The following is a 24,555-nucleotide window of genomic DNA, read 5'->3' on the forward strand; positions in this document are numbered from 1 at the left end:
CATACTCTTAGAGAAGTTTAAACTGCAAACCTACATACATCTTAAGCATTATAACTATCTTGGGGGATTTTTTAGAACAGCCTCGTTTTTTTCACTTTTCATTAAGATTTTTGTAGTTTTCTATGCCCTTTTTGATCTCCTCTATTGCAAACTGAATACCTTTGAACTCTTCCACCTTTACCCACTTACCCGGTTCCAACTCTTTGTAATGCTCAAAAAAGTGTTTTATCCTATCCAGAAGAGCCTTAGGAAGGTCATCCACGCTTTTGATGTTATCAAAGGTTGGATCTATCTTTGAGTGGGGCACCGCTATAAGCTTTGTGTCTATACCTTCTTCGTCCCTCATCTCCAAAGCGCCTATGGGTCTGCACCTTAACACACTTCCAGGAACCACCGGATACCTTGATACAACAAGCACATCCACCGGATCTCCATCATCAGCCAAAGTTTGAGGTATAAAGCCGTAGTTAAAAGGATAATGCATAGCTGTAAATAAGAACCTATCTACAAAGATCGCCCCACTTTCTTTGTCCAGCTCATACTTTATGGGGCTGTCTTGGGGTATTTCAACTACCACGTATATGTCTTCAGGAGGGTTTTTCCCAGCGGGTATTTTTTTCAGATCCATTTTCTTACCTCCTCAAAAAATTATAACAGGTTAGGTAATTCTGTAGTTTATCAGCACTGCCTGAAGGATTTTTTCGAACAGCCTCCATAACAGCTTGACATTTTAGCACTATAAAATAACTTATAAACAACTTACTAAGTAAAAGGAGGAAAGTGAATGTACTATGTGGCAGAAGTGATAAACGAGGAGTGTTCCAAGTATAACTGTAAGCAATGCACTCTTTTCTGCCCGGAGCCAAACACACTGATGTATTCGGATGAAGAACACCACGCTTACGTAATTTCTGAAAGGTGTAAAGGTTGTGGCCTTTGTGTTTATGTTTGCAGTAACCTTTTAAAGCGTAATGCTATTCGTATGGTAATGCCAGAGGTCCATGCGAGAAAATAAATTAAGGAGGTAAATTATGGCGCTTTTAGGTCCGTCAGGTTATTCACCCTACCCAGTTGCGGTTTATGAAGGGCTCTTAAACCCGCCACCAGGAAAGGCTCTTATGTTTAACGAAATAGTGGATGAAGAGATAGCTATGAGGGAAGCAGCAAAAGCTATGCTAACACTTCCTAACGCAACTATATTCCCAGGTCCCCAAGTGCTTTACGCTTGGAACGAAGAAGCAAAGGAAAAGGCAAAGCTCGTCAGAAAGATGGCTGAAGTTTTGAACGCAAGGATAATACCCATGTATGACTATAGACCAAAATATCCAAAGATAAATCCTGAGGTTGAAATAAACCCAAACCATCCAAACCTTACCATATGGCACAACAAGATAAAGGCCTGCATATTCGTTGGGGTTCATTGTCACTACGCCAACGTAGCCCTAAAGATCATAAGGGCTGAGACGGATTGCTTTACCATAGCTATGTGTGGTATGGCTGGACACGAGGATGCTATGATAACCCTCAGGGATCAGCAAATAGAGGAGATGGAAAAGTTCATAAAAATAGCCGAGGAAGTTAAAAGAGAATTAGGAAAGTGAATAGAAACATTTGAAAAGTTAAGCGCCTTAAAAAAATACCACCAAAATTTAAGTAATGCTAAAGCGGTCAAAGGACTTGAACTATTTTCAGAAAAAATGTTAAATTTTTAATGCAAAAATGAACAGGAAAGAGCAGATCTTAAACCTCATAGCCAAGGGCTACACCACTGTAAAATCCTTAGCGGAATATTTTAATGTCTCTTTAATGACCATATACAGAGATGTTAGGGAGTTGGAAAAGGAGGGAAAGATAATCAGAAGACATGGAGAACTCCTTTTAAAATCTGAGGAAGAGCAATCTCAGGAAACTGGAGCATGCGCTTATTGTGGAAAGATCTTGGATAGACGTTTGGAATTTGTGTATAGACTTAAAAGTAAAGCTGTTTGTGCTTGTTGTGCCCACTGTGGGCTGTTGCTTTATAATGACGTTCAGGATAAAGAGATTCAATCTTGTATGACACGGGATTTTATATCGGGAAACCCTATCAATTGCTTTTCCGCTTGGTATGTGGTAGGATCCTCCGCCAAGCCTTGTTGCATTCCCTCCGTTATAGCTTTTGCCGATAAAGAGGATGCAGAAAAATTCGCCAAAGGGTTTGGCGGAAAGGTTTTTGATTTTGAAACCGCTCTCCGTGCTGTAGAAGAGCTTATGAAAAGAGGACATCAAGTAGTTTGGGAGCAGATGTTATAGTATTTTTTGATAAGGAGGCAAACTATGACATCCATAGTTAGCATAACTGTAGATGGAAAGAAGATAGAAGCTGAAAAGGGTAAGCCCCTTCTTCAAGCTTTGCTGGACGCAGGCATTCAAGTTCCCTACTTTTGCTACCATCCAAAGCTAAGGATAATAGGTGCCTGTAGGATGTGCATAGTTTATAACGAAAAAACTGGAAGGCTTATTACTTCTTGTAATACGCCCGTAGAAGAGGATATGGTAATATCCACCAAGCATCCTTTGGTGGTAGAAAACCAAAAGTATTTACTACAAGCCTTCATGACAAGACATCCCTTAGACTGTCCAATATGCGACAAGGCTGGAGAATGCGACCTTCAGAACTACGGAGCTCTGTTTGGACCACAAAAGCAGATTGTGCCTGTCTCTGCCCTTGAAAAAGAAAGGCATCAACTGGACTGGGAGAGTGATTTTCTGGAGTATTACTCAAACAGGTGCGTGGTTTGTTATAGATGCACCAGAGCGTGCGATGAGGTAGTTTCTGCAAAAGCCCTTTATGTGGAAGAGAGAGGTTTTCAGGCAAACATAGCGCCAGCGGTAAGACCTATGGACACATCTACCTGTGAGATGTGTGGGCTATGCGTCTATGTTTGTCCTGTGGGTGCCATTATCTCAAAGCCTTTTAAGTATTGGACAAGAAGCTGGCTACTCAAAAAGGGTCTAACCGCATGTAATCTTTGTTCGGTCGGCTGTCAGATCCAAGTGGAATATGGTGTGGGAGATTGGATGTCAGCAGAAAAGGTTTATAGAACAAAGCCAACAGATAGTTTAGATATATGTGCAAAGGCTTTCTTTGGATATGACGCCCTCAACCAAAACCGTCTGAAAAGTCCAGAACTCTTTGGAAAAGAAGAGTCTTATGGAAACATATCCCAGCTTATAAGCACCTATCTTAGAACAAATCAAGGAAAAACCGCAATAATTCTGTCCTCTTACCTAAGCAACGAAAGTCTTTTGGCTATCAAAGAAATAGCCCAAAGGTGCGGTGCGATCGTAACATCAACCTTAAGCGTAAATCTCTATCCTTTCTTAGAATCCTACGGAACTTACGAACCCTTTGAGTGGGAAAAGATAAAAGAATACGATCAATTCCTTTTGATAGGAGAGGACCTAACATCCACTGCTACTGTGCTGTCTTACTACATAAAGGGCAAAGTTTATAAGATAGGCAAGGTAGAGAGGGATGTAAAGTTGAGACCAAAGGAGATTAGTTTGGATGATCTTAGCTCTTTGGAAGGTAGGGGCTTAGTGGTGGTAAATCTGGAAGGGCTTGTGGGGAACGAGGCAAGGCTTTGGGGTGAGAGGATAAGAAAGTTCAAAGAAGAAAAAGGCTGGGATGTGATGCTGGTGTGTAAGGAGGCAAATTTCTTAGGTGTTCTAAAGACTTTTTCCTCCGAAGAGATGTCCCCTATGGATCTGGTGATCGAAGAGGTAGAAAGAGGGAATATAACAAACCTTTTCATCTTTGGAGAGGACGTTTTGGACTTTTATCCCTTGGAAAGGATAGCAGGTCTTAAAGACAAAGTGGAGCACCTTGTGGTCTTTTCTCCTTTCTTTGATGGGCTTGCCTCTTATGCCTCTATTAGGATCCCGATGTTTCTTATGGGCGAAGAAGAAGGCACCTATCTTAGCCTTATGGGAGAGGTAAAGACTAAAAAGTTCTTGCCTTGGGGTGGAAGTTTAAGCCAATTTTTGATGAACCTTTCAGAGCTTTTGCCAAAAGAAAAGGTAGGCATAAAGAAATTGGAAGGAAAGACATCCATTGAAAATTCTCTCTTTAAGGCCCATCTTTACAAAGGCAGTTGGATAAACACAAGAAGCGAGAACTTGAACAAACTTTATGCTAAGAACATTATAGAGGAGGTGAGCCATGTTTAGGATGTTTAAGCTCTTAGTTTTGTTTTTTGCTTTAGCTTTTGCCTTTTCTCCTGAAATGAAGCTCAAGAGGGTAAAAGAAAACATATACATGGTTAGGGGTGTGGATGGGTTACCTTCCCTTGAAAACAGGGGTTTTATGTCCAACGCCTTTGCGGTTTTGACAAAAGAAGGATGGGTAGTTATTGATGCCCCTTCCACTCCTTCCCTATCAAAAGAATTCGTGGATAACTTGTGGAGAGTAAAGAAAGCACCAATTAAATACGCCATAATAACTCACTACCATCCAGATCACTGGTATGGAGCAAAAACGTACAAACAACTCGGCGCAAAGATCATCGCTCACTACAAACTTTTAGAAGAGTATAATTCTGGAGAGGCTGTCATATCCTTAGAAGGAGCAAAGCAGAGGTTTAAAGGCTTGTTTGATGATGTAGAACTTATACCACCAGATATAGTGGTAAAGGACTCTATGGAGCTAAAGGTTGGAAGTGAAGTTTTTAAATTGGTAGCCTTAGAACCGGCCCACACTAACAACGATCTTTTGGTCTACCTTCCCAAAAGCAAGGTTCTGTTCGTTGGAGACTTGGTAAGCAAGAACAGAATAGTGTTTGTGGGAGACAGGAATGCAAGTATAGGTGGTTGGCTAAGAGCTTTGGAAGTAATAAAAGGCTTTGATGCGGAGGTTATATTGGCAGGTCATAACGAACCACTGAAGAAAGACAGCATAGAAGATACCTACAGATATCTAAGTTACCTTAGGGAAAATATAAAGAGGATGAAAGAAGAAGGAAAGCCTTTGGATGATATAAAACAAGCGCTTCAGAACAATCCTTTTTCTAACTACGTCATGTACAGAGAGTTTCACAACGCCAACATTTTTGCAGTGTATAATCAGCTGGACTTAGAGGAATAAAATTAACCTCACACGTTAAACCTAAAGTAGATTATGTCTCCGTCTTGGACTACGTAGTCTTTACCTTCCAACCTTACAAGTCCAAGCTCCTTAGCCTTTGTCAAAGAGGGTACCTTTTTATACTCTTCGTAGTTTATGACCTCCGCCGCTATAAAACCTCTTTCCATATCCGAATGGATCTTTCCAGCTGCTTGGGGTGCTTTTGTGCCTTTTTTAACAGTCCAGGCCCTTGTTTCCTTTTCTCCAGCGGTGAAAAACGTTATCAAACCAAGCAGTTTGTATCCTTCCCTTATAAGTTTGTTTAGCCCTGGCTCTTCAAGCCCGTAAGCCCTCAAAAGCTCCAACTTATCCTTTTCTTCTAACCCGATTAGCTCTGCCTCTATCTTTGCACACATTACCACCACAGGGGCAGATTCTTTTTGGGCATAAGCCTTCACCTGTTCAGACCAACTGTTTCCTTCCGGAAGGTCCTTTTCTCCTACGTTTGCAACATACATAGTAGGTTTTAAAGAAAGCAGAAAAAGTGTCTTTTTTGCATAATCTACGGTTTCCTCTCCAAGGTCCTTCAGATGCTTCCTTAGAGGTTCCATGCTGTCCAGTATGGACTTTATCTTTTCTAAGTGCTCAAGCTCTTCCTTAACCTTTTTGTCCCCTAACCTTGCCATCTTTTGCACCTTTTCCAACCTTCTCTCCACTACCTCCAAGTCCTTTGCTATTAGCTCCAGGTCTATAATCTGAGCGTCCCTTATAGGATTTACTTCTCCCTCTACATGCACCACATCTGGATCTTCAAAACATCTCAGAACCTGAACTATGGCATCCACTTCCCTTATGTGTGCTAAAAATTGGTTTCCCAAGCCTTCTCCTTTACTGGCATTTCTTACCAAGCCTGCAATGTCCCAAAATTCTATGAAGGTAGGCGTGATCTTTTTAGACTTTTCTTTATGGGCTATGTGATAGAGTCTTTCGTCTGGAACCTCTACCACTCCCACGTTAGGTTCTATGGTGCAAAAGGGATAGTTGGCAGACTGAGCCTTTGCAGACTGCAACAGGGCATTAAAGAGCGTTGATTTTCCCACGTTGGGAAGTCCTACTATACCACAGCTGAATCCCATAAGAGTTTATCTATTTTACCAAAAGTCTCTTCAAAACTTCCTCTTCTTGAGGATAGGGAATGCCGAAACTCTTCATCTTCTTTATGCACTCCAAAGCGGATGGAATATCCCCCTTTCTTTCAAAAAGATACACCAAAAGCTCAAAGGAATATATCTGGGGGATCTGCCCGTTGTTTCTCTTTCTCAATTCTTCCACATACTCTGGAAAGAGTTCCACGTCCCTTTTGGCAACTTGCTCCATCTTCTCAAAATCCCTCCGTTTTTGGTAAAGAAGCAAAAGGTCGTTTAGGATAAGATGCTCTTCGTAGGCGGTGCCTTCTTGATTCAGTGCCTGAAGATACAACCATTCTGCAGTCTCAAAATCCCTCTCTAAAAGCGCAGTCTGAGCCAAGCTACCCAAGAAAGTCCTCTTTGTATAAGCTGTCTGCACCTCTCCACTGTCAAAGTCCCTTGCCCTGTATGGGAAATTTAGACTTTTTATCGTCTTGAGAGAAAAGTAATACTTTACTTTTTTTTGCCACTTTGGTTCCAAAGACTCATACCAATCCCAAAGGTTCAAAGCCTTCAAAATTCCACCCCTTTCTCTGAAAAAACGGAAAAACTTCATCTATTCTTAAGATATATCTTTACTCCGCCTACTATATTAAAAAACAGCACACTGGCAGTTAAAAGGTGGAAAAAGATGGGAATAAACAAAAGGTCCTTTGAAAGAAAGCCTAAGGGAAGGGAAAGGCACAAAGCTAAAAAGCTGTAAAAGGTTAGTCCTTGCCTAAGGGGTGGAAGTATCTCAAACATCAAAGGCGCACTTTTTATACCAAAACCGCTCAGATGAAACCACACCAAGAAAGGAATAATTCTCTGCATCATGCCAACTATTATTGCACTGAAGAACAAGCCAAAGACAAGCAAAAAGGGAATAAATTTGCCTATCAGAAAGAGAGCGCAAGCCGACAGCAGAAGGATCATACCCAAAAGCCAAAATCTTGGAGTATATTCCAAAACTTTTCTCTTGCTTTTCAGAAGTAAATAAATCGTTGTTAAAGCGTAGAAGGTGTAAAGAAGAAAAATGGGAAGTCTATATATACTCCCCTCCCCAAGCTGGAACACAAGTAAAGATAAGAGCAAGAGAGGGTGAAAATACCAAGCTAAGTATTTTGGATAAGGTGGAGTTGTGTAGAAGGTTTCTATTACCTGAAAAGAAACGCTAACGATCAAACCGCCTACCCACCCCCAAAGCATAAAGGAATGGTGAAGTTTAAAAAGTGCAGGTTCTCCAAGAAGAAGAAATAAGTATCCAAAGAGAGCTCCTGCAAGAAGAAAGCTTAGACTAAACTTAAATCCCCTAACCGCAGGTAAAAAGCTCTTTTTTGGCAAAAGATGATACATCATCAAGGATGAAATAAACAGAATACTTATAAGTAAGGCTGTCGCTCCGAAGTTTAAAATGTTTCTGTCTCCCTTTGAAAAACCAACCAAGAATACGAAAACAGAAAAAAGCAAAAGTAGGTAAGAAGGGAGAGCCTTTTTTAGTGGTTCCTTTATAACCGCCCCAGCAACCACAGGAAGCATTTGAAATAGTGCGCCAAACATCGTAATCAGAGCAAAACCAAGAAGGTGAGTATGGACCAAAAGGGGAAGGTTGAGCTCTTTTTTGAGAAAAAGATAAAGCTCAAGGAAGGATGAAATTAGCCAAAAGATGCAAGCAGTTAGGAAATGAAGGGCAACTATTACAAAAGGTGGTGCCTGATGAACGGACAGCCCTCTCATACACTTTCCATCTTCTGGATCATTTCCGATGGATCCAAATGTTGGTCGCACATAGGATAGAGTATTTGCTCTTCCTTTAAGTTATGCTGTTGGATCAGGATCATAAAAGTGTCTCCTACAGATAAAAACTCCTCTCTGTTTCTGTTTTTTAAAGCTCTTTCCATTCTTTCAATAAGCTCCCTTGCCTGGGCATGTTCCATACGCATTACCTGAGTTGGACCCATCACTATGCCTGTTCTACCCTCAAACTCTGGAAAGAGCACTGCCTCTTCCCTTTCAAAGTGTTTCAGCGTTTCACTTTTGAACTCTTCGAAGGCTTTCTCTCCTTCTTCCCATTTTCCTTCCCTTATTAGCCTTTCCACTTCCGCATAGATGCTATCGCACTCCCTGTGCTCTTCCGTTAAGTATTCGGCTATGCTCAGCATGGCAAACCTCCTAAAAGTGATTACTTACTTATAATTTATCACCTTTTTTTATCCTGTTTATGACTTTCTTCACTTCTTTGAAATTTTTAATACCGAACAACTCAACCACCACACGCCTCTGAAGTGCAGGGTCAAGCTCCAAAAAGGCTCTTCTTCCCTCCTTTTTAACTCTTTCAATGGCATCCATTGTTAGCTGGCATAAAAGTCTATGCTCCTCCCTTAGAATTTCCCTCATCCTAAGGAGTGTTTCTTCTAAGTTTCTATTTATCTTTTTAAGCTCTGGTATAACTCTGTGTCTTATGCGATTTCTGGCATAAGATAGATCATAGTTTGTCCTGTCTTCAACCCATTCAATACCTTCTCTTTTTGCAAAGTCTTCTATGTCTTCCTTTTTGGCAAGGTAAAGTGGTCTTACTATATAGCCTTCCTTTGGTTCAAAGCCCAAAAGACCTTCAAGGCCTGTGCCCCTTGTTAGCCAAAGAAGTATAGTTTCTGCCAGATCTCCCAGATGATGAGCGGTAGCTACAAAATCAAAGTTTTCTTCTCTTCTTATCTCTTCAAACGCCTTATATCTTTCTTCTCTTGCGCAAGCCTCAATGTTTTCTCCTTTCTCCTTAGCTATCTTTGGAACATCCACTCGTTTTATAAAAATCTCAAGGGAGAGCTTTTGAGCAAAGCTTTTAGCAAACTCTTCATCTCTGTATGATTCCTCACCTCTTATCATATGATTTACGTGCAAAAGAGCTATCCTTTTGAGTTTAAAAAATTCTCTTAGTTTGAGCATAGCTACAGCCAAGCAGGAGGAGTCTATACCTCCGGAAAAGCCTATAAGGATTGAGCTATTCGGTGGGATAAGATTTTCTCTCCTTTGGAGTGTGATTATCTTTCTTAGGAGCTTAGAATAGCTTGTGTTCATCATACAAAAGGGTAACTCCTCAGTTTTGCTCTATGGAATTTCCCTCTGATTGAAATATATACTTCTTTTCCCTCCAACCTATGCTCTATATCCACAAAGCACAGAGCTATTCCTTTTTTATTCGTAGGAGAAAAGGTTCCACTGGAGACCACCCCTATAGCCTTTCCATTGCAGTATATTTCGTACCCCTCCCTTGGCACTCCTTTTTCCAACATCTCCAAACCAAAGAGCTTTCTTTTTACTTCCTTTTCAAGCATAGCCTTTTTTCCTATAAATTCTTTATCTTTACTTACAAACCGGTCCAAGTTTGCAGAAAACGGGGATATATCCTCAGATATTTCGTGTCCGTAAAGGGGCAATCCCGCTTCTATCCTAAGCACATCCCTTGCACCAAGACCACAGGGCATTACCTCTTTGATAAGCTCTGCAAATATCTCCTTGCCAACATCTGTGGGAGCGTAGATCTCAAAACCATCCTCCCCGGTGTATCCTGTGCGAGACACTATCACATCCCCCAATCTAACAAAGTTGTATCTTTTTAGACCATTGACCTCAAAGAACTTTTTTATCTTAGCTTCTGCTTCCTTACCCTGAAGGGCTATTTGAACACTTTGAAAAGTCCAATCCTCCACTGGTGTATCCCAAGACGAAAGCCAATCTACGACCTTTTGCCTGTTGGCAGAATTAACGCACAAAAAATACTCATCTTCTTCAATCATGTATATAGTTACATCATCTTTTACCCCACCTTTTTCATTGATAAGCAAGTTATACTGAACCTTTCCACTGCGGAGCTTGTCCAAGGAATTTGATGTAAGAAAGTCTAACTTTTGCTTAACTCCCTTACCCCTTACCCATATTCTTCCCATATGGGAAACGTCAAAAACACCTGCAGAATTTCTTACCGCTAAGGATTCTTCAACTATGGAGGAGTAGTATAAGGGCATATGATAACCTGCAAATTCCGTAAATTTGGCGTTAATGCTCTTATGTATGCCATAGAACGGTGTGGTGTGCATTAAGTTATTAATTATACCGAATACCTTAAAAATAGGTTAAAGCACAAGGCATTGAATAAGGCAAACAATAAATAATATGCTTTTAGTATCAACTTTTTATAGCCATCCTTTCCTTCTTACCCAAAAGATAAGAGAAAGGGTGGTTATTACCATAAGAGCTAAGGAATAGACGTATCCATACTTCCAGTGCAACTCAGGCATATGCTCAAAGTTCATACCGTATATACTGGCTATAAGGGTGGCAGGTAAAAAGATGGTAGCTAAAACCGTAAAAACCTTTACCGCTTCGTTTTGCCTTATGTTAATAAGTCCAATTAGGGTGTTCTGAATGCTGTCTATCTTGTCCATGTAAAAGGTAGTGTAGTCCAAGAGCGTGTATAGGTCTTCAAGGATGACTTTTATTTCCCTCTTGGTCTGCGCATTTATTCTTGGGCTTTTTACAAAGTGAGATAAGATCCTCAGCTTTTCGTTTATAGTTTCCCTAAGGGTTATGTTTAGTTCATCGTAGTAAGAGATGTCCTTTATGATCTCTTCAGTTTGCTCTTCAAAGACCTCTTTTCTGAGGTTTCTTATACGCCTTCCCAGTATCTCAAGCCTATCTCCTATTCTATCAACCTCTATGCTAACTATATGAGAAAACATCTCCTCTGCGAACTGAAAGACTAAGCTTTGAGACTCTACTCTCTTTTGAAAGATCATGAGGGTGGGTATGTCCCTATACCTTATTGTTACCATAAACCTGCCCTTTAAAAAAAAGAATACGGGCTCTACGAGTATATCTTCCTTTTGCTGTATTACAAAAGAAAAACTCATAAATATTTTGTCTCCTTCTTCTTTATACTTACTGCTTATTTCTATGTCTCCAAAAACCTCCCTTGGTGGCATTTCAAAACCTACTGCACTTTTTAGCCAAAAGATCTCTTCTTCTGTAGGTTTTTCTACATCAATCCACAGAATTTTATCCTTAAGAGTGGTGCCAAACTCATCTATGGAGTGCTCTGTAAATCCAAAGGTAGAGCTTGCGTATATTTTTATCATTCTGCATAATATTTTAACAACTCTGATAAAATATTGTGTTTATGAGCAAAAAAGTTATTCTTGCATACTCTGGCGGTTTGGACACATCGGTTATAGTAAGGTGGTTGGCAGAAAAGGGCTATGAGGTAATTACCTACACTGCGGACGTGGGGCAAGGGGAGGAGTTGGAAGAAATCCCTCAAAAGGCAAAGGCTTCTGGTGCGGTGGAGGCAATAGTGGAGGATCTAAGGGAAGAGTTTGCAAGGGAATACTGCCTACCAACGCTTAGAGCTTTGGCGCTTTATGAAGGAAAGTATCCTTTGACCGCATCCCTTTCCAGACCACTTATAGCAAAAAAGCTTGTGGAGTATGCCCAAAAGTTTGGTGCAGATTTTGTAGCCCATGGATCCACCGGCAAAGGCAACGACCAAGTTAGGTTTGAGCTTTCCGTATGGGCTTTAAACCCAGACTTGGAAGTTTTGGCTCCTGTCAGGGAATGGGAGTTTAGGTCCAGAGAGGAAGAGGTAGAGTATGCTCTAAGGTTTAACATTCCCGTAAAGGCTACAAAGGAAAAACCTTACTCCATAGACAAAAACCTTTGGGGTATCTCCATAGAATGCGGTCCCTTGGAGGACCCTTGGACAGAACCGCCGGAGGACGCCTTTGAATGGACTGTGTCTCCTGAAAAGGCACCCGAAGAGGCGGAATATGTGGAGATCTCTTTCAAAGAAGGAACGCCTGTTGCTATAAACGGAAAGGAATACCCTAAGCTGTACGAACTCATTCTTGACCTTAACAAAATAGCGGGTAGGCACGGAGTAGGAAGAATAGACATGGTGGAAAACCGCCTTGTGGGAATAAAAAGCAGGGAAGTTTATGAAGCACCCGCAGCCACATTGCTATACGAAGCTTACAGGGACCTTCTCTCTTTAACCTTAGACAGGTTTACTTTCCATTACTTTTTGAGCCACATACCTTATGAGTATGCCAAGCTTGTTTACGAAGGACTATGGTTTTCTCCTTTAAGGGAAGCCTTAGATGGTTTTACAGAAAGGATCGCAAGGTTTGTGGATGGAACAGTAAGGTTAAAGCTTTACAAAGGTAGGGCTTGGGTGGTGGGTAGAAAATCTGAAAGATCCCTGTATGTGGAGGACTTGGCAACTTACTCCGAAAAAGACGCCTTTGATCATAAAGCGGGAGCCCAATTTACAAAGGTCTTTGGTTTGCCTTTGAAGATCCTTGGAAGGATCAGGAGGAGGTAAATGCTTATAGCGGTGCCCCTTTCGGACCAAAACCTTGAAGAGGACCTAAGGGCAGTCAAAGAGTTGGGAGCGGACATTGTAGAGCTTAGAATTGATATGTTTGAAAGGACAGAGCCGGACTATGTGCTGAGCTGGGTAAAAAGAGCAAAGGAATTAGGGCTTTCCACTATCTTAACCATAAGAAGTTCCCAAGAAGGTGGAAAAGATGTGCCAAACAGAGAAAGGATCTTTGAACTTGTATCCCCTTATGCGGACTATACAGACATAGAGCTATCCTCACGGGCTTTGATTCCCTACGTTAGAAACATTACAAAAGCTTCGGGTAAGAAGCTCATAATCTCTTACCACAACTTTGAGCTAACTCCTGCCAACTGGATACTTAGGGAGGTTTTCAGGGAGGGTATGAGATGGGGAGCGGATATAGTAAAGGTAGCGGTGAAAGCCAATTCTTACGAAGATACCGCCAGGCTTCTTTGCGTGGCAAGACAGGAGGAAGGACAAAAGATAATCATATCCATGGGAAAGTATGGCAAAATCTCAAGAGTTTCTGGTTTTATTTTTGGAAGCGTGATAAGCTATGCTTATTACAGACAAGCTACCGCTGAAGGTCAGCTCTCCTTAGAGGAGATGGTAAAACTGAGGGAGATACTCTATTCATGAAAAACTTTTACACCAACTTAGGGCTTTTGCTGTTTTTGGTCGCTCTATCCGTAGCCATAGTCCTTTACAAGCCTATGAACCTTGGACTGGACCTAAGGGGTGGTATATCTATGGTAATCCAGCCTGATGTGTCCTATGCCATTGAACAGGAATACCAAAGGCTCAGCAGAGATTTATACCAAAAGCTGAGGGAAGAGGGGCTAAAGGTTTTGGACGTGGTGGTGGAAGAAAACTACATAAAGGTGGAGCTTTTAGAAGAAGGTGCAGTGCCAAAGGTTTTGGAGAAACACTTTCCGCGCTTTGAGGTGAAGAAAAAAGAAGCGAACACTTACTTTTTGGCATTAAAAGACCAAGAGCTTTTCCAGTTAAAGGAAGGTGTGATAAGTCAGACGGTGGAGGTTTTGAGAAAAAGGATAGATGAGCTGGGCGTGGTCCAACCAGTGATCACAAAAATAGGTCAGGACAGGATCTTGGTGGAACTGCCGGGAGTTTTGGACTTAGAAAGGGCAAAGTCCATCATAGGCAGAACTGCCCTTTTGGAGCTAAAGTTGGTGGTAGAAAGTGGTAGAAAAGAAGATCTGGAAAGTAAGCTAACTCCAGAGCTTGAGCTTTTGCCTTCAGAAGATGGTTCCGAGTGGTTTTTGGTTGAAAAGGTGGCGGTTATTACCGGAGGAGACCTAAAAACCGCCTATACTTCTCAGGATGAGTTTGGGAGACCAGCAGTGAGCTTTGAGCTAACAGACAGCGGAGCAAACAAGTTTGCTCAGGCCACAGAAAAGAACATAGGAAGAAGGCTTGCCATAGTCTTGGACAAAAAGGTAATCTCTGCACCGGTAATAAGAAGTAGAATAACCAACATGGGACAGATAACCGGTCAATTTACGCCGGATGAGGCAAAGGAGCTTGCCATAGTTCTAAGGGCTGGAGCTTTACCCACAAAAATAGACTTTCTTCAGGAGAGCGTCATCGGTCCCACCTTGGGAAGGGATGCTATAGAGCAGGGTATTAAGGCAGGTGTGCTGGGCTATTTGCTTTTGGCTTTAATACTTGTTTTAAGGTATAAATCTTCTGGTGTTACTGCAAACCTTTCTATAATATTAAATGCTCTAATGCTTTGGGCTGGCATGGTATTGTTGGGGGCAACCCTTACCTTGCCGGGCATTGCGGGCATAATCCTAAACATGGGCATAGCGGTAGATTCCAACGTGCTGATCTTTGAGAGGGTCAAAGAAGAGCTAAGGCTTGGAAACAGCCCAAGGAAGGCAATAGACTTAGGCTACAAAAGAAGCCTAAATGCGGTGTTTGACACCCACATAACCCTTTTGGTAGCAGCTCTGATACTCTTTCAGTTTGGCAGTGGTCCAGTAAAGGGCTTTGCAACCACCTTAACCTTAGGCACCATAGCGTCTTTTATATCCAACGTCTATTTTGCCAAGTTCTTCTTGGAAATGCTTTATAAACTAAGACTTTTTAGGATCTAATATGTACGACCACATCATCATAAAAGGAGCAAGGCACCACAACCTAAAAAACATAGACCTACTTATCCCAAAAAACAAACTGGTGGTCATTACAGGACCGTCCGGCAGTGGAAAGTCTTCCTTGGCTTTTGACACCATCTACGCAGAGGGCCAAAGAAGATATGTAGAGTCCTTGTCCTCTTACGCAAGGCAGTTTTTGGGGGTGATGGAAAAGCCAGAGGTAGATGTGATAGAGGGACTTTCTCCTGCCATAGCCATAGACCAAAAGACCACTTCAAAGAACCCCCGTTCTACGGTTGGAACTGTGACGGAAATCTACGATTACATGAGGGTCCTTTGGGCTAACGTGGGAAAACCGCACTGCCCGGAATGTGGAAGGCTTTTGGAGGGCTTGTCCGCTCACGAGATATTGGACAACGTATATGAGAATTTAGAAGGTAAAAAAATAACCATTCTTGCGCCCCTTGTAAGAGGAAAAAAGGGAGAGTTTAAAGAGCTTTTCAGAGAATTGGACAAGAAGGGCTTTAGCAGGGTTAAAGTGGATGGGCGTTATATGAGAATAGTAGAAGTTCCACCCCTTGAAAAAAACAAAAAGCACGACATAGACTTGGTGATTGACAGACTTACTTTGGAAAAAGAAGAAAGGGCAAGGGTATTAACTGCCATAGAAAGAGCCTTTGAGTATTCAAAGGGGCTTGTGAAGATAGAGGATGCAGAAAGTGGGAGGGAGTGGATATTTAGCCAAAGCAGAACCTGTCCAGATCACAACTTTTCTATCCCGGAGCTAACCCCAAGGCTCTTTTCCTTTAACTCTCCCTACGGTGCCTGTCCCACATGCAAAGGTCTTGGTGTAAAGTGGGAAGTAAACCTAAAACTTTTGGTAGATGAAAACAAGCCTGCAGTGGATGCTTTTAGGATCACTCAGTCTGGCTTTTTTGAATATCTTAGATTTCCCATATTCAACCTTCTGAAAAGGTTAGGCTATGACCCAAGAACTACCTTTGCGGATCTGCCTCAGTCTGTGAAGGAGCTTTTGCTTTACGGTGGTAATGTTCTAAAAGCCGAGTTTGAAGGTATAGTGCCACACTTAGAAAGAAGGTTTTTGGAGGAAGATTCAGAAAAGCTAAGGGAAGAGATAGGGCAGTACATAAGGGAAAAGCCCTGCCCTGCCTGCAACGGCTCTAGGCTAAGGCCAGAAGCCCTTGCGGTTTTGGTAAATGGCAAAAACATATACCAAGTTTGTAGTATGCCCATAAGTCAGGCAATACAGTTTTTTTTGGAAACAAAAGACAAGCTCACGGGTAAAGACTACATAGTAGGAGAAAGGCTCATAAAGGAAATCACAGACAGGCTTGGCTTTTTAAAAAAGGTAGGTCTGGACTACCTTAACTTAGCCAGAAGTGCGACCACTTTATCTGGCGGAGAAATGCAAAGAATAAGGCTTGCTACTCAAATAGGCTCTAAGCTTACAGGAGTTTTGTATGTGTTAGATGAGCCTTCCATTGGTTTGCACCCAAGGGACACTCATAAGCTTATAGAAACTCTGAAGGACCTAAGAGACCTTGGAAACACGGTTATAGTAGTAGAGCATGACCCAGAAACCATTCTTTCAGCAGACTGGATAATAGACTTAGGTCCAGGAGCTGGAAAAAACGGTGGGTATGTGGTAGCTCAGGGAACGCCCAAAGAAATAATGGAAGATCAAAACTCTTTGACCGGAAAATACCTTTCCGGCAGACTTTCCATACCAGTGCCGGAAAAAAGAAGGGAGCCGGGCAAAAAGTGGATCAAAATATTTGGAGCAAGAAAACACAATTTAAAGGGCATAGATGTAAAAATCCCTGTGGGGCTTTTTGTTTGTATAACGGGTGTTTCTGGAAGTGGGAAATCTACGCTTATATACGACATTCTTTGGGAATACGCAAGGGGACTATTCTACGGGGCAAACGTGGATGTGGAGGGTGTGGATCGTATAGAAGGTTTGGAACACTTTGATCATGTGATCAACGTAGATCAGTCTCCCATAGGAAGGACACCAAGAAGCAATCCCGCAACCTATACAAAGCTATTTGATCATATAAGAAACCTTTTTGCGCAGACTCCAGAGGCAAAGGCCCGTGGCTATGCTCCGGGTAGGTTTTCCTTTAACGTGCCCGGCGGTAGGTGTGAAGCCTGCGAAGGGGACGGAGTTATAAAGGTTGAAATGCACTTTTTACCTCCCGTTTACGTTACCTGTGAAGTCTGCAAAGGCACAAGGTATAACAAAGAAACCTTAGAGATCAGATACAAAGGAAAGAATATCGCAGAAGTTTTGGACATGACTGTAGATGAAGCCTACGAATTTTTCTACCATCATCCACCTATACGTAGAAAGCTTGAAGTCTTGAGAGACGTAGGACTTGGCTATATAAAGCTTGGACAGCCTGCTACCACTTTGTCGGGTGGAGAAGCCCAAAGGATCAAGCTTGCAAGGGAACTTTCAAAAAAAGAAACGGGAAGGACTCTTTACCTTTTGGACGAGCCTACCACCGGACTTCATATGGATGACGTGAAAAAGCTAATACAGGTTCTCCAAAGACTTGTGGATAGAGGAAATACGGTGGTGGTTATTGAGCACAATTTGGATGTTATAAAGTGTGCGGATTGGATCATAGACCTTGGACCGGAGGGTGGAGACAGAGGTGGATATATAGTGGCAGAGGGAACACCAGAGGATATAATGAAAAATGAGAGTTCATATACTGGAAAGTATCTCAGGGATTATCTGAATAGAACTTGTAAGGTATAATTTTTCAGACCAAGGTTTAGGAGGACAGCACATGGCGAAGATCTACTACGATAGCGACGCTTCTTTGGATGTCTTGGCAGGAAAAACTGTAGCCATACTTGGATACGGCAGTCAGGGGCATGCCCACGCGCTAAACCTAAGGGACAGCGGAATTAACGTAATAGTCGGGCTTCATCCGGGCAGTAAGTCAAAGGAAAAGGCTTTAAGGGATGGCTTTGAGGTTTATGAGCCCTCAGAAGCGGTAAAAAGGGCAGACATTATAATGTTTCTCACTCCAGACACCGTCCAGCCCCAGCTCTATAAAGAGTGCGTGGAGCCATACCTTAATCCTTCAAAAACCTTGGCCTTTGCCCACGGCTTTAACATACACTTCAAACAGATAGTGCCACCAAAGGATGTGGATGTTTTCATGGTTGCACCAAAGGGACCCGGACATTTGGTAAGGTGGATGTATGAGGAAGGAAAAGGGGTGCCTGCTCTCGTAGCGGTATATCAGGATGCTACGGGCAATTGCAAAGAGAAGGCTTTGGCTTACGCAAAGGGGCTTGGATGCACAAGGGCGGGAGTGATAGAAACTACCTTCAAAGAGGAAACAGAAACGGACCTTTTTGGAGAACAGATGGTCCTTTGTGGAGGTGTTACCGCTCTTATAAAGGCTGGCTTTGAAACTTTGGTAGAGGCGGGTTATCAGCCCGAGGTTGCATACTTTGAGTGCTTGCACGAGCTAAAGCTTATAGTGGATTTAATCTATCAATACGGTATAGCAGGGATGAGATACTCCATATCGGACACCGCAAAGTATGGAGATCTAACGAGGGGTGAGAGGATCTACAAATTGGTCAAACCTTTGATGAAACAGGTCCTTGAAGAGATCCAGAAGGGAGAGTTTGCAAGGGAGTGGATTTTGGAAAATCAAGCGGGCAGGCCTGTCTTTAACGCCTTGCTTGAAAGGGACAGACACCATCTTATAGAAAAGGTAGGAGAAGAGCTAAGAAAAATGATGCCTTGGATCACAGGAAAGGAGCTAAAATGAACCTAACAAAAAGAAGGGAAGCTTTAAAAAGGTTATACACTCCAATAGGGGTTTTACTATACAAGCTTCACCTTCCACCCAACTTTATCACCATACTTTCCGTCATAACAGGTATGCTTTCTGCTTACTCTTTTTGGCATGGCAAGCTTTTAACCGCAGTTAGTTTTCTGATGGTTTCTGGCATGCTGGACCTGATGGACGGCGTGGTAGCAAGAATGTCGGACAAAGCTTCCAAGTTTGGGGCAGTCTTTGACTGGATAGCGGACAAGTGGGTAGATGGTTTTGTGCTTGGAACTGTAGGATACTTTTATGGAGGTCCCTTTACCGCTATAGTGGTTATAACCGCCTCTATGCTTCACTCTTTTATAAAACCAGTGGTTTATTCAGAGATAGGCTACAGTGCAAGGATAAAAGGCAAAATACAGGATCCGTTGGAGGGGGTAGGCTTTTTTGGAAGACCGGAAACTCACCTTACCTTAATCCTCTTTGCCATACTTGAGAGGTTTGATTTTCCTGTGGGACTTTCCTTTGGCATAAAGCTAATAGCCATCTTGACTTTGCTGTCCCTTTTTATGAGAATAGCCTACCTTTACAGGCACTTTGGGAGGGTTTATGAGGAATGAGACCGTATGTAATAATCGTCTCCGAAGTTAGCGTAGATGGAAAGCTCACACTTTATAGAGGAGCATCAAGCAAAGAGCTTATGAGTTTGATGGACATGGAAGCCTACAGATACTTGCATGAGATAAGGGCTAAGGTGGATGGGATCATGGTGGGATGTGAGACCGTGCGCACGGACAACCCAAGCCTTACGGTAAGATATGCGGAAGGTAAAAATCCTGTGCGTATTATTCCGTGCTCAACCGCCAATGTGCCATTGGATGCAAACATATTTTCAAAGGATGCACCTACCATAATAGTCTCAACCCTCAGAGCACCAAAGGAAAGGATAGATAAGATAAGAAAGCTTGGTGCGGAGGTTTGGATTGTAGGAGAGGACCTTGTGGATTTTGAAAGACTTCTTCCAATGCTTTACGAGAGGGGTATAAAAAGCCTGATGGTAGAAGGAGGCTCTTCCATAAATTGGGAGTTTGTAAAAAGGGGTTTTGTGGATGAGATAAGACTCATACATCTTCCTGTGATTGTAGGTGGTGAGAATGTGCCCACCTTGGTAGGGGGTGAAGGCTTTAAAAGTCTAAAAAATCTACTTCCTCTCAGACTCAGAGCACACTTTAAAAGGGGACATCATCTGATAACTGAATGGGAGGTGGTTAGATGAGCGAATACTTGGGCATTCTGATATTCTTCTTTGTTGCCTTGACTGTGGGTTTTGTTTTCACCTTTATAAACAGCATCCTTGGACCAAGGACTAAAGAAAAAATGGAAGACTATCCTTATGAGTGTGGAGTCCCTCTTTACGACCCAGAGGCGAGGGGAACCTTCAAGCAGGGATATTACATTCTTGGATTACTCCTTATCCTTTTTGACATAGAAGTTGCCTTTCTTTTCCCATGGGCGGTAGTCTTTAAACAGATAGGCATCTACGGACTTATAGAGGCTGTTCTGTTTATTGCCATACTGTTTTTGGGCTTTGTTTACGCTTGGAAAAAGGGTGCTCTGAAGTGGCAGATGTAGTAAAATTGCCTGAGCGGTCCCATAAATAAACATAACACGGTTTGAGCAAAAAATCAAAGAACAGCTGTTAGCCCACATTCATAGCAAGGATCAGTTTTCCATTCTTGACAGAGACTGTTTTTAATATTAAAATCTAATCTCAAAATTATTTTTAGGAGGTCTGCTATGAGGTTGTTCCTCTTCCTACTTTCCGTGCTGTTCTTTGGGCTTTCTTATGCTCAGGAGCTTGTGATCTACTCCGGACGCGGAGAAAGGCTCATAAAGCCCGTGTTGGATGAATTTACCAGACGAACAGGTATCAAAGTAGTGCTTCACTCCGGGGGCACGGTAGAACTCTTTAACAAGCTGATAGCAGAAGGAGACAGAACGCCTGCGGATGTGTTTATTACCGTAGATGCGGGGACCTTAGAAAGGGCAAGGATTGCGGGAATTTTGGAGCCTATAAAGTCGGACGTAATAGAGAGGAATATACCTAAGGAGTTTAGAGCACCTGACAACTCTTGGGTAGGCCTTTCCTTAAGGCTTAGAGTGATTGCCTACAATCCTCAAAGAGTAAAGCCAAGTGAAATAAAAACCTTTGATGACCTTACTAATCCCAAGTGGAAAGGAAGGTTGGGCATACGCACAGGAAGCAATGTATATCCGCAGTCTCAAATAGCTATGATGATTGCGGAAAGGGGTGAGAGAGAAACGGAGAAGTTCCTCAGAGCCATTCTTGCCAACGCGGGAGATAAAATATACCCTTCCGATTCAAGGATCGTGGAAGCTATAGCCAAAGGTGAGATAGATATAGGTATAGTTAATCACTACTACGTGTATAAACACTTGGAAGCCAACCCACAGGACAGGAAGACACTTAGCTTTGTGGTGCCACCCAACACACACTACAACGTCTCTGGGGCAGGTATCCTAAAAACAAGCAAAAAGAAGGATTTAGCGTTGAAGTTAGTAGAATTCTTAGCCTCTGAAGAAGGCCAAAGGCTCTTTGTGGAGACCAACTGGGAGTATCCTGTAAATCCTAAAATTCCTGTGCGTCAGGGTATGCTCCCAAGGGAGAAATTTACCATAAGCAAAGTGCCCTTGTCAGTGATGGGAAGATACATGGTTCCAGCCTTGGACTTAATTGACAAAGTGGGATACAGATGATCTACGCCTTAGCCTTTGGGGTGGCGGTCATCCCTGCCATCCCTATACTTTTCACTATTTACAGTGCCCTCAGCGCAGATCCAGAGCTTTGGATAAGACTTTATCAAACCAGGCTCAGCGTGATCTTGCCCAATACTCTAAAGCTCGCATTATCTGTGGGGTTCCTTTGCCTTCTCTTTGGTGTATCTTCCGCTTGGTTGGTGAGCAGATACGAGTTTTTTGGAAAACGGTTCTGGCAAGTGCTTTTGATACTGCCCTTTGCCATACCAGGTTATATCATGGCTTATGCTTATGCGAGCTTTTTTGCACCTGGCGGACCAGCCCAAAGCCTTTGGGGCAAATTCTTTGACTTTCCTATGCCTTCCCTGTATTCCTTTTGGGGTGTATCTTTGGTGCTGAGCCTTGTAAATTACCCTTACGTTTATCTTTTGGCAAGGGCAAGTTTTCTTAGCAGTAGTCAAACCTATCACGATGTAGCCAAGTCTTTGGGAGCTTCCGCCTTGAGAAGGTTTTTCAGCATAGACCTTAAACTTGCCTATCCGGGCATTATGGCTGGGCTTTTGTTGGCTTTGATGGAGGTTATGGCAGACTTTGGAACAGTCGCCCTTTTGAGATATCCCACCTTTACCGAAGCCATATACAGACAAATAACAGGCAGGTTTGACCCTATTGGTGGTGCAGCCCTTGCCTCTGTCCTTTTGCTTCTTAGCTTTTTTCTTTTTAACCTTGAAAAGCACTTTAGGGGTAAAAAGTCCTTTGAACAGGTAAGTGGAAGTTTTAGACCTTTGGAGGCCAAACCTCTTGGTTTTGTGGGAAACATTTTGGTCAATGTAGGACTTTTAGCCTTCATGCTAATAGCTTTCTTTGTGCCCGTTGGGATCCTACTTAGTATGGCGCTAAAGGCTATTCTAAGCAAAGGTTGGGACGAAAGACTTTTGAGGTTTGCCTTCAATAGCCTTCTGGTTTCAGCTTTGGGTGCCTCTCTTGCAACTTTGCTTGTTTTTGCTCCCGCTTATCTTAGCGCAAGACATCCAAATTTAGCAAGCAAGCTGATATATTATCTTTCCTCTTTGGGTTACAGCTTGCCTGGACCGGTAGTAGCTGTGGGCCTTCTTCTTGTTTCTACCGCATACTTAAATTGGCTCTACGGTAGTTTAATACTTCTCATATTAGCCTATGTGATAAGGTTCATGCCTGTTTCCTTGCAGTCCCAACACTCTGCTATAGTTAGTCTTTCTCCGTCTTTGGAGCAGGCTTCAAGGACTTTGGGAAAAGGCCTTTGGGCTACCTTCAGGAATATAACCATCCCAAACATAAAGGGTGGCATAATAGTGGGATGGGTCATAGTCTTTGTGGATTGTATGAAGGAACTGCCTGCTACTATGATGCTAAGGCCTTTGGGCTTTGACACTTTGGCGATAAGAGTTTGGGTGGAAGCCTCCGAGTCCCTTTGGGAAATGGCTTCCATTCCCGCTCTGATGATCGTAATTACTGGATTGATCCCTCTTGTGATTGTGATGAGAGAGTTTGATAGGAGCAAAGATGTGGAAGTGGGATAGTTCTGAAGTTCATTTAGAGTTGGAAAATGTAAGCAAGATGTATGGGAGTGTATCTGCGGTTAAGGGGGTAAGCCTTAGCATATACAGAGGGGAGTTTTTCTCTCTCCTTGGACCCTCTGGCTCTGGTAAATCTACCATTCTAAGGCTTATAGCAGGTTTGGAAAGACCTGACGAGGGAATTATAAGTATAGAAGGAAAAGTGGTTGCGGACAAAAAGGTTTGGGTGCCACCAGAAAAAAGGGGTGTGGGACTTGTCTTTCAAAACTACGCCCTTTTTCCCCACATGACGGTGTTTGAAAACGTAGCCTATGGTATTTCTTACCTTCCAAAGCAGGAGGTGAAAAAAAGGGTTAGGGAGCTTTTGGAGATGGTGGGCCTTGCCCACAAGGAAAAGTACTATCCCCATCAACTATCGGGTGGAGAACAGCAGAGGGTTGCCTTAGCAAGAGCTTTGGCAGTGGCCCCTAAGGTGATGCTCTTGGACGAGCCCTTTTCTAACCTTGATGCGGACCTAAGGAGGGACCTAAGAAAACAGACAAAGAAAATACTCAAGGAACTGGGAACCACAACCATTTTGGTAACCCACGACCAAGAGGAAGCCTTTTCTCTATCGGACAGGGTGGGAGTGATCAACGGGGGAGTTTTAGAGCAGGTGGGCACCCCCTTTGAAATCTATCACAGACCAGCCACGCGCTTTGTGGCAGACTTTGTAGGTATGGCAGACTTTTACAAAGGAAAGATAGAAGGCGAGGTTTTAATATCGGAGATTGGCAACTTCCCTATTAACGGTCAATGGAAGGGTAAATCTGAAGAGGTGGAGATAATGATAAGGCCAGACGATGTGGATTTTGAACCAGATCCACAGGGAAAAGCGGTTATATCGGAAGTGGAGTTTTTGGGCGCAGACATCATCTACACCATTTCCCTGCCCAACGGTAAGATCATCCACTCAGTAAAGACCTCAAGGGAACTTTACCCTGTAGGCACGAAGGTTAAGATAAAAATTGAACCTAATCACCTTGTGATCTTTTAAATAGGGTATAATTTTTAAGCCCGAGGAGGTCTTAGGATGGCAGCTTTAAACTCAAATGGTTTTGTTTTGACCACAGTGGATGAGCTTTTGAGTTGGGGTAGAAGAAACGCTTTATGGCCAGTAACCATAGGGCTTGCCTGCTGTGCTATAGAGATGATGCACACCGCCGCTTCACGCTTTGACTTGGATAGATTGGGTGTTATATTCAGAGCTTCTCCAAGGCAGGCAGACCTACTCATCGTGGCGGGAACTGTGGTAAATAAAGTAGCACCTATGCTAAAGCTTATTTGGGAGCAGATGCCAGACCCCAAATGGTGCATATCCATGGGCGGATGCGCCTCCGCTGGTGGTCCTTTCCCAACTTACTCTACTCTTCAAGGCGTAGATAGAATAATCCCAGTGGATGTTTATATACCCGGTTGTCCTCCCCATCCTCAGGGACTTATCTACGGCATACTCCAGCTTCAGAAAAAGATAAAGCAGATGGGTGTTAGAAAATACGATAAAGCCTTTGAAGAGTTCAAAAAGGACATACAAAAACAGGGGCTTATTCCAAGAGAGGTGGAAGTCTAAA

Annotated in this window: 25 protein-coding genes; 17 read left to right on the forward strand and 8 right to left on the reverse strand. The window is 42.7% G+C overall.

All coding sequences use genetic code 11. The features are described 5' to 3' along the window. Positions 1-91: 91 nt before the first annotated feature. Entirely contained in the window at positions 92-628 is a 537-nt protein-coding gene (gene ppa / locus K217_RS0106955; protein ID WP_029552399.1) for an inorganic diphosphatase, read from the reverse strand. A gap of 156 nt (positions 629-784) precedes the next feature. On the opposite strand from ppa, the gene K217_RS07685 reads away from it, so the two are divergent. From K217_RS07685 to K217_RS0106975, 5 genes are all read left to right on the forward strand, one after another. Beyond that, positions 785-1,015, forward strand: coding sequence for a 4Fe-4S dicluster-binding protein (locus tag K217_RS07685; RefSeq protein WP_081820045.1), 231 nt, complete (start codon positions 785-787; stop codon positions 1,013-1,015). Between the two features lie 16 nt (positions 1,016-1,031). Next, complete coding sequence (locus K217_RS0106960; RefSeq protein ID WP_029552400.1) at positions 1,032-1,601, forward strand: carbon monoxide dehydrogenase beta subunit family protein; 570 nt, start codon at positions 1,032-1,034, stop codon at positions 1,599-1,601. A gap of 118 nt (positions 1,602-1,719) precedes the next feature. Beyond that, complete coding sequence (locus K217_RS0106965; RefSeq protein WP_029552401.1) at positions 1,720-2,292, forward strand: DeoR family transcriptional regulator; 573 nt, start codon at positions 1,720-1,722, stop codon at positions 2,290-2,292. Between the two features lie 24 nt (positions 2,293-2,316). Beyond that, the gene (locus K217_RS0106970; protein WP_029552402.1) at positions 2,317-4,212 is read left to right on the forward strand and encodes a 2Fe-2S iron-sulfur cluster-binding protein; all 1,896 of its coding nucleotides are present in this window, start codon (positions 2,317-2,319) and stop codon (positions 4,210-4,212) included. Next, on the forward strand, positions 4,205-5,125 hold the full coding sequence (locus K217_RS0106975; RefSeq protein ID WP_231477010.1) for an MBL fold metallo-hydrolase: 921 nt from the start codon (positions 4,205-4,207) through the stop codon (positions 5,123-5,125). The genes K217_RS0106970 and K217_RS0106975 overlap by 8 nt, the downstream gene beginning before the upstream one ends. A gap of 8 nt (positions 5,126-5,133) precedes the next feature. Here the strand turns inward: K217_RS0106975 and ychF are convergent, their stop codons facing one another. From ychF to corA, 7 genes are all read right to left on the reverse strand, one after another. Further along, positions 5,134-6,240, reverse strand: a complete 1,107-nt coding sequence (gene ychF, locus K217_RS0106980; RefSeq protein ID WP_029552404.1) for a redox-regulated ATPase YchF — start codon at positions 6,238-6,240, stop codon at positions 5,134-5,136. Between the two features lie 10 nt (positions 6,241-6,250). Continuing rightward, positions 6,251-6,847 (reverse strand): hypothetical protein, encoded by a 597-nt coding sequence (locus tag K217_RS0106985; protein WP_029552405.1) that lies wholly within the window; start codon positions 6,845-6,847, stop codon positions 6,251-6,253. Further along, the gene (locus tag K217_RS0106990; RefSeq protein WP_029552406.1) at positions 6,844-8,007 is read right to left on the reverse strand and encodes a hypothetical protein; all 1,164 of its coding nucleotides are present in this window, start codon (positions 8,005-8,007) and stop codon (positions 6,844-6,846) included. The genes K217_RS0106985 and K217_RS0106990 overlap by 4 nt, the downstream gene beginning before the upstream one ends. Further along, positions 8,004-8,432, reverse strand: coding sequence for a hemerythrin domain-containing protein (locus K217_RS0106995; protein WP_155991137.1), 429 nt, complete (start codon positions 8,430-8,432; stop codon positions 8,004-8,006). The genes K217_RS0106990 and K217_RS0106995 overlap by 4 nt, the downstream gene beginning before the upstream one ends. Positions 8,433-8,460: 28 nt before the next feature. Continuing rightward, positions 8,461-9,348: a tRNA lysidine(34) synthetase TilS gene (gene tilS, locus K217_RS0107000; protein ID WP_029552408.1), complete on the reverse strand. Its 888-nt coding sequence runs from the start codon at positions 9,346-9,348 to the stop codon at positions 8,461-8,463. After that, positions 9,348-10,367, reverse strand: a complete 1,020-nt coding sequence (gene gcvT, locus K217_RS0107005) for a glycine cleavage system aminomethyltransferase GcvT (protein WP_029552409.1) — start codon at positions 10,365-10,367, stop codon at positions 9,348-9,350. Before gcvT ends, tilS begins: the two co-directional genes overlap by 1 nt. A gap of 96 nt (positions 10,368-10,463) precedes the next feature. Beyond that, positions 10,464-11,405, reverse strand: a complete 942-nt coding sequence (gene corA, locus K217_RS0107010; RefSeq protein ID WP_029552410.1) for a magnesium/cobalt transporter CorA — start codon at positions 11,403-11,405, stop codon at positions 10,464-10,466. A gap of 41 nt (positions 11,406-11,446) precedes the next feature. Here corA and K217_RS0107015 point away from each other — a divergent pair, with 41 nt between their 5' ends. The 12 genes from K217_RS0107015 to K217_RS0107070 all read left to right on the forward strand — a co-directional run bounded on the left by K217_RS0107015 (position 11,447) and on the right by K217_RS0107070 (position 24,554). Next, the gene (locus K217_RS0107015; protein ID WP_029552411.1) at positions 11,447-12,646 is read left to right on the forward strand and encodes an argininosuccinate synthase; all 1,200 of its coding nucleotides are present in this window, start codon (positions 11,447-11,449) and stop codon (positions 12,644-12,646) included. Next, the gene (gene aroD, locus K217_RS0107020; RefSeq protein WP_029552412.1) at positions 12,647-13,306 is read left to right on the forward strand and encodes a type I 3-dehydroquinate dehydratase; all 660 of its coding nucleotides are present in this window, start codon (positions 12,647-12,649) and stop codon (positions 13,304-13,306) included. Next, positions 13,303-14,787: a protein translocase subunit SecD gene (gene secD, locus K217_RS0107025; protein ID WP_029552413.1), complete on the forward strand. Its 1,485-nt coding sequence runs from the start codon at positions 13,303-13,305 to the stop codon at positions 14,785-14,787. Before aroD ends, secD begins: the two co-directional genes overlap by 4 nt. 1 nt (position 14,788) lies before the next feature. After that, positions 14,789-17,575 (forward strand): excinuclease ABC subunit UvrA, encoded by a 2,787-nt coding sequence (gene uvrA / locus K217_RS0107030; protein ID WP_029552414.1) that lies wholly within the window; start codon positions 14,789-14,791, stop codon positions 17,573-17,575. Between the two features lie 31 nt (positions 17,576-17,606). After that, positions 17,607-18,608 carry a ketol-acid reductoisomerase gene (gene ilvC, locus K217_RS0107035; RefSeq protein WP_029552415.1) on the forward strand — a complete coding sequence of 334 codons (1,002 nt, stop codon included), beginning with the start codon at positions 17,607-17,609 and terminating at the stop codon, positions 18,606-18,608. Beyond that, on the forward strand, positions 18,605-19,231 hold the full coding sequence (locus tag K217_RS0107040) for a CDP-alcohol phosphatidyltransferase family protein (RefSeq protein ID WP_029552416.1): 627 nt from the start codon (positions 18,605-18,607) through the stop codon (positions 19,229-19,231). Before ilvC ends, K217_RS0107040 begins: the two co-directional genes overlap by 4 nt. After that, positions 19,228-19,887 carry a dihydrofolate reductase family protein gene (locus K217_RS0107045; protein ID WP_029552417.1) on the forward strand — a complete coding sequence of 220 codons (660 nt, stop codon included), beginning with the start codon at positions 19,228-19,230 and terminating at the stop codon, positions 19,885-19,887. Before K217_RS0107040 ends, K217_RS0107045 begins: the two co-directional genes overlap by 4 nt. Next, positions 19,884-20,243, forward strand: a complete 360-nt coding sequence (locus tag K217_RS0107050) for an NADH-quinone oxidoreductase subunit A (RefSeq protein WP_029552418.1) — start codon at positions 19,884-19,886, stop codon at positions 20,241-20,243. The genes K217_RS0107045 and K217_RS0107050 overlap by 4 nt, the downstream gene beginning before the upstream one ends. 165 nt (positions 20,244-20,408) lie before the next feature. Next, a complete protein-coding gene (locus K217_RS0107055) occupies positions 20,409-21,389 on the forward strand; it encodes an extracellular solute-binding protein (protein ID WP_052178128.1) in 981 nt (326 codons plus the stop codon). After that, on the forward strand, positions 21,386-22,948 hold the full coding sequence (locus K217_RS0107060; RefSeq protein ID WP_029552420.1) for an ABC transporter permease: 1,563 nt from the start codon (positions 21,386-21,388) through the stop codon (positions 22,946-22,948). Before K217_RS0107055 ends, K217_RS0107060 begins: the two co-directional genes overlap by 4 nt. Further along, positions 22,932-23,981: an ABC transporter ATP-binding protein gene (locus tag K217_RS0107065; protein ID WP_029552421.1), complete on the forward strand. Its 1,050-nt coding sequence runs from the start codon at positions 22,932-22,934 to the stop codon at positions 23,979-23,981. Before K217_RS0107060 ends, K217_RS0107065 begins: the two co-directional genes overlap by 17 nt. 36 nt (positions 23,982-24,017) lie before the next feature. After that, complete coding sequence (locus tag K217_RS0107070; RefSeq protein ID WP_029552422.1) at positions 24,018-24,554, forward strand: NuoB/complex I 20 kDa subunit family protein; 537 nt, start codon at positions 24,018-24,020, stop codon at positions 24,552-24,554. Position 24,555 lies beyond the last annotated feature (1 nt).

Origin of the sequence: Thermocrinis jamiesonii (assembly GCF_000702425.1) — a bacterium.
Taxonomy (GTDB): domain Bacteria; phylum Aquificota; class Aquificia; order Aquificales; family Aquificaceae; genus Thermocrinis; species Thermocrinis jamiesonii.

Excerpts from the sequence above, each read along its gene's own strand:
- ppa (WP_029552399.1), bottom strand. The coding sequence starts at position 628 with ATGGATCTGAAAAAAATACCCGCTGGGAAAAACCCTCCTGAAGACATA.
- K217_RS07685 (WP_081820045.1), top strand. The coding sequence starts at position 785 with ATGTACTATGTGGCAGAAGTGATAAACGAGGAGTGTTCCAAGTATAAC.
- K217_RS0106960 (WP_029552400.1), top strand. The coding sequence starts at position 1,032 with ATGGCGCTTTTAGGTCCGTCAGGTTATTCACCCTACCCAGTTGCGGTT.
- K217_RS0106965 (WP_029552401.1), top strand. The coding sequence starts at position 1,720 with ATGAACAGGAAAGAGCAGATCTTAAACCTCATAGCCAAGGGCTACACC.
- K217_RS0106970 (WP_029552402.1), top strand. The coding sequence starts at position 2,317 with ATGACATCCATAGTTAGCATAACTGTAGATGGAAAGAAGATAGAAGCT.
- K217_RS0106975 (WP_231477010.1), top strand. The coding sequence starts at position 4,205 with ATGTTTAGGATGTTTAAGCTCTTAGTTTTGTTTTTTGCTTTAGCTTTT.
- ychF (WP_029552404.1), bottom strand. The coding sequence starts at position 6,240 with ATGGGATTCAGCTGTGGTATAGTAGGACTTCCCAACGTGGGAAAATCA.
- K217_RS0106985 (WP_029552405.1), bottom strand. The coding sequence starts at position 6,847 with ATGAAGTTTTTCCGTTTTTTCAGAGAAAGGGGTGGAATTTTGAAGGCT.
- K217_RS0106990 (WP_029552406.1), bottom strand. The coding sequence starts at position 8,007 with ATGAGAGGGCTGTCCGTTCATCAGGCACCACCTTTTGTAATAGTTGCC.
- K217_RS0106995 (WP_155991137.1), bottom strand. The coding sequence starts at position 8,432 with ATGCTGAGCATAGCCGAATACTTAACGGAAGAGCACAGGGAGTGCGAT.
- tilS (WP_029552408.1), bottom strand. The coding sequence starts at position 9,348 with ATGAACACAAGCTATTCTAAGCTCCTAAGAAAGATAATCACACTCCAA.
- gcvT (WP_029552409.1), bottom strand. The coding sequence starts at position 10,367 with ATGCACACCACACCGTTCTATGGCATACATAAGAGCATTAACGCCAAA.
- corA (WP_029552410.1), bottom strand. The coding sequence starts at position 11,405 with ATGATAAAAATATACGCAAGCTCTACCTTTGGATTTACAGAGCACTCC.
- K217_RS0107015 (WP_029552411.1), top strand. The coding sequence starts at position 11,447 with ATGAGCAAAAAAGTTATTCTTGCATACTCTGGCGGTTTGGACACATCG.
- aroD (WP_029552412.1), top strand. The coding sequence starts at position 12,647 with ATGCTTATAGCGGTGCCCCTTTCGGACCAAAACCTTGAAGAGGACCTA.
- secD (WP_029552413.1), top strand. The coding sequence starts at position 13,303 with ATGAAAAACTTTTACACCAACTTAGGGCTTTTGCTGTTTTTGGTCGCT.
- uvrA (WP_029552414.1), top strand. The coding sequence starts at position 14,789 with ATGTACGACCACATCATCATAAAAGGAGCAAGGCACCACAACCTAAAA.
- ilvC (WP_029552415.1), top strand. The coding sequence starts at position 17,607 with ATGGCGAAGATCTACTACGATAGCGACGCTTCTTTGGATGTCTTGGCA.
- K217_RS0107040 (WP_029552416.1), top strand. The coding sequence starts at position 18,605 with ATGAACCTAACAAAAAGAAGGGAAGCTTTAAAAAGGTTATACACTCCA.
- K217_RS0107045 (WP_029552417.1), top strand. The coding sequence starts at position 19,228 with ATGAGACCGTATGTAATAATCGTCTCCGAAGTTAGCGTAGATGGAAAG.
- K217_RS0107050 (WP_029552418.1), top strand. The coding sequence starts at position 19,884 with ATGAGCGAATACTTGGGCATTCTGATATTCTTCTTTGTTGCCTTGACT.
- K217_RS0107055 (WP_052178128.1), top strand. The coding sequence starts at position 20,409 with ATGAGGTTGTTCCTCTTCCTACTTTCCGTGCTGTTCTTTGGGCTTTCT.
- K217_RS0107060 (WP_029552420.1), top strand. The coding sequence starts at position 21,386 with ATGATCTACGCCTTAGCCTTTGGGGTGGCGGTCATCCCTGCCATCCCT.
- K217_RS0107065 (WP_029552421.1), top strand. The coding sequence starts at position 22,932 with ATGTGGAAGTGGGATAGTTCTGAAGTTCATTTAGAGTTGGAAAATGTA.
- K217_RS0107070 (WP_029552422.1), top strand. The coding sequence starts at position 24,018 with ATGGCAGCTTTAAACTCAAATGGTTTTGTTTTGACCACAGTGGATGAG.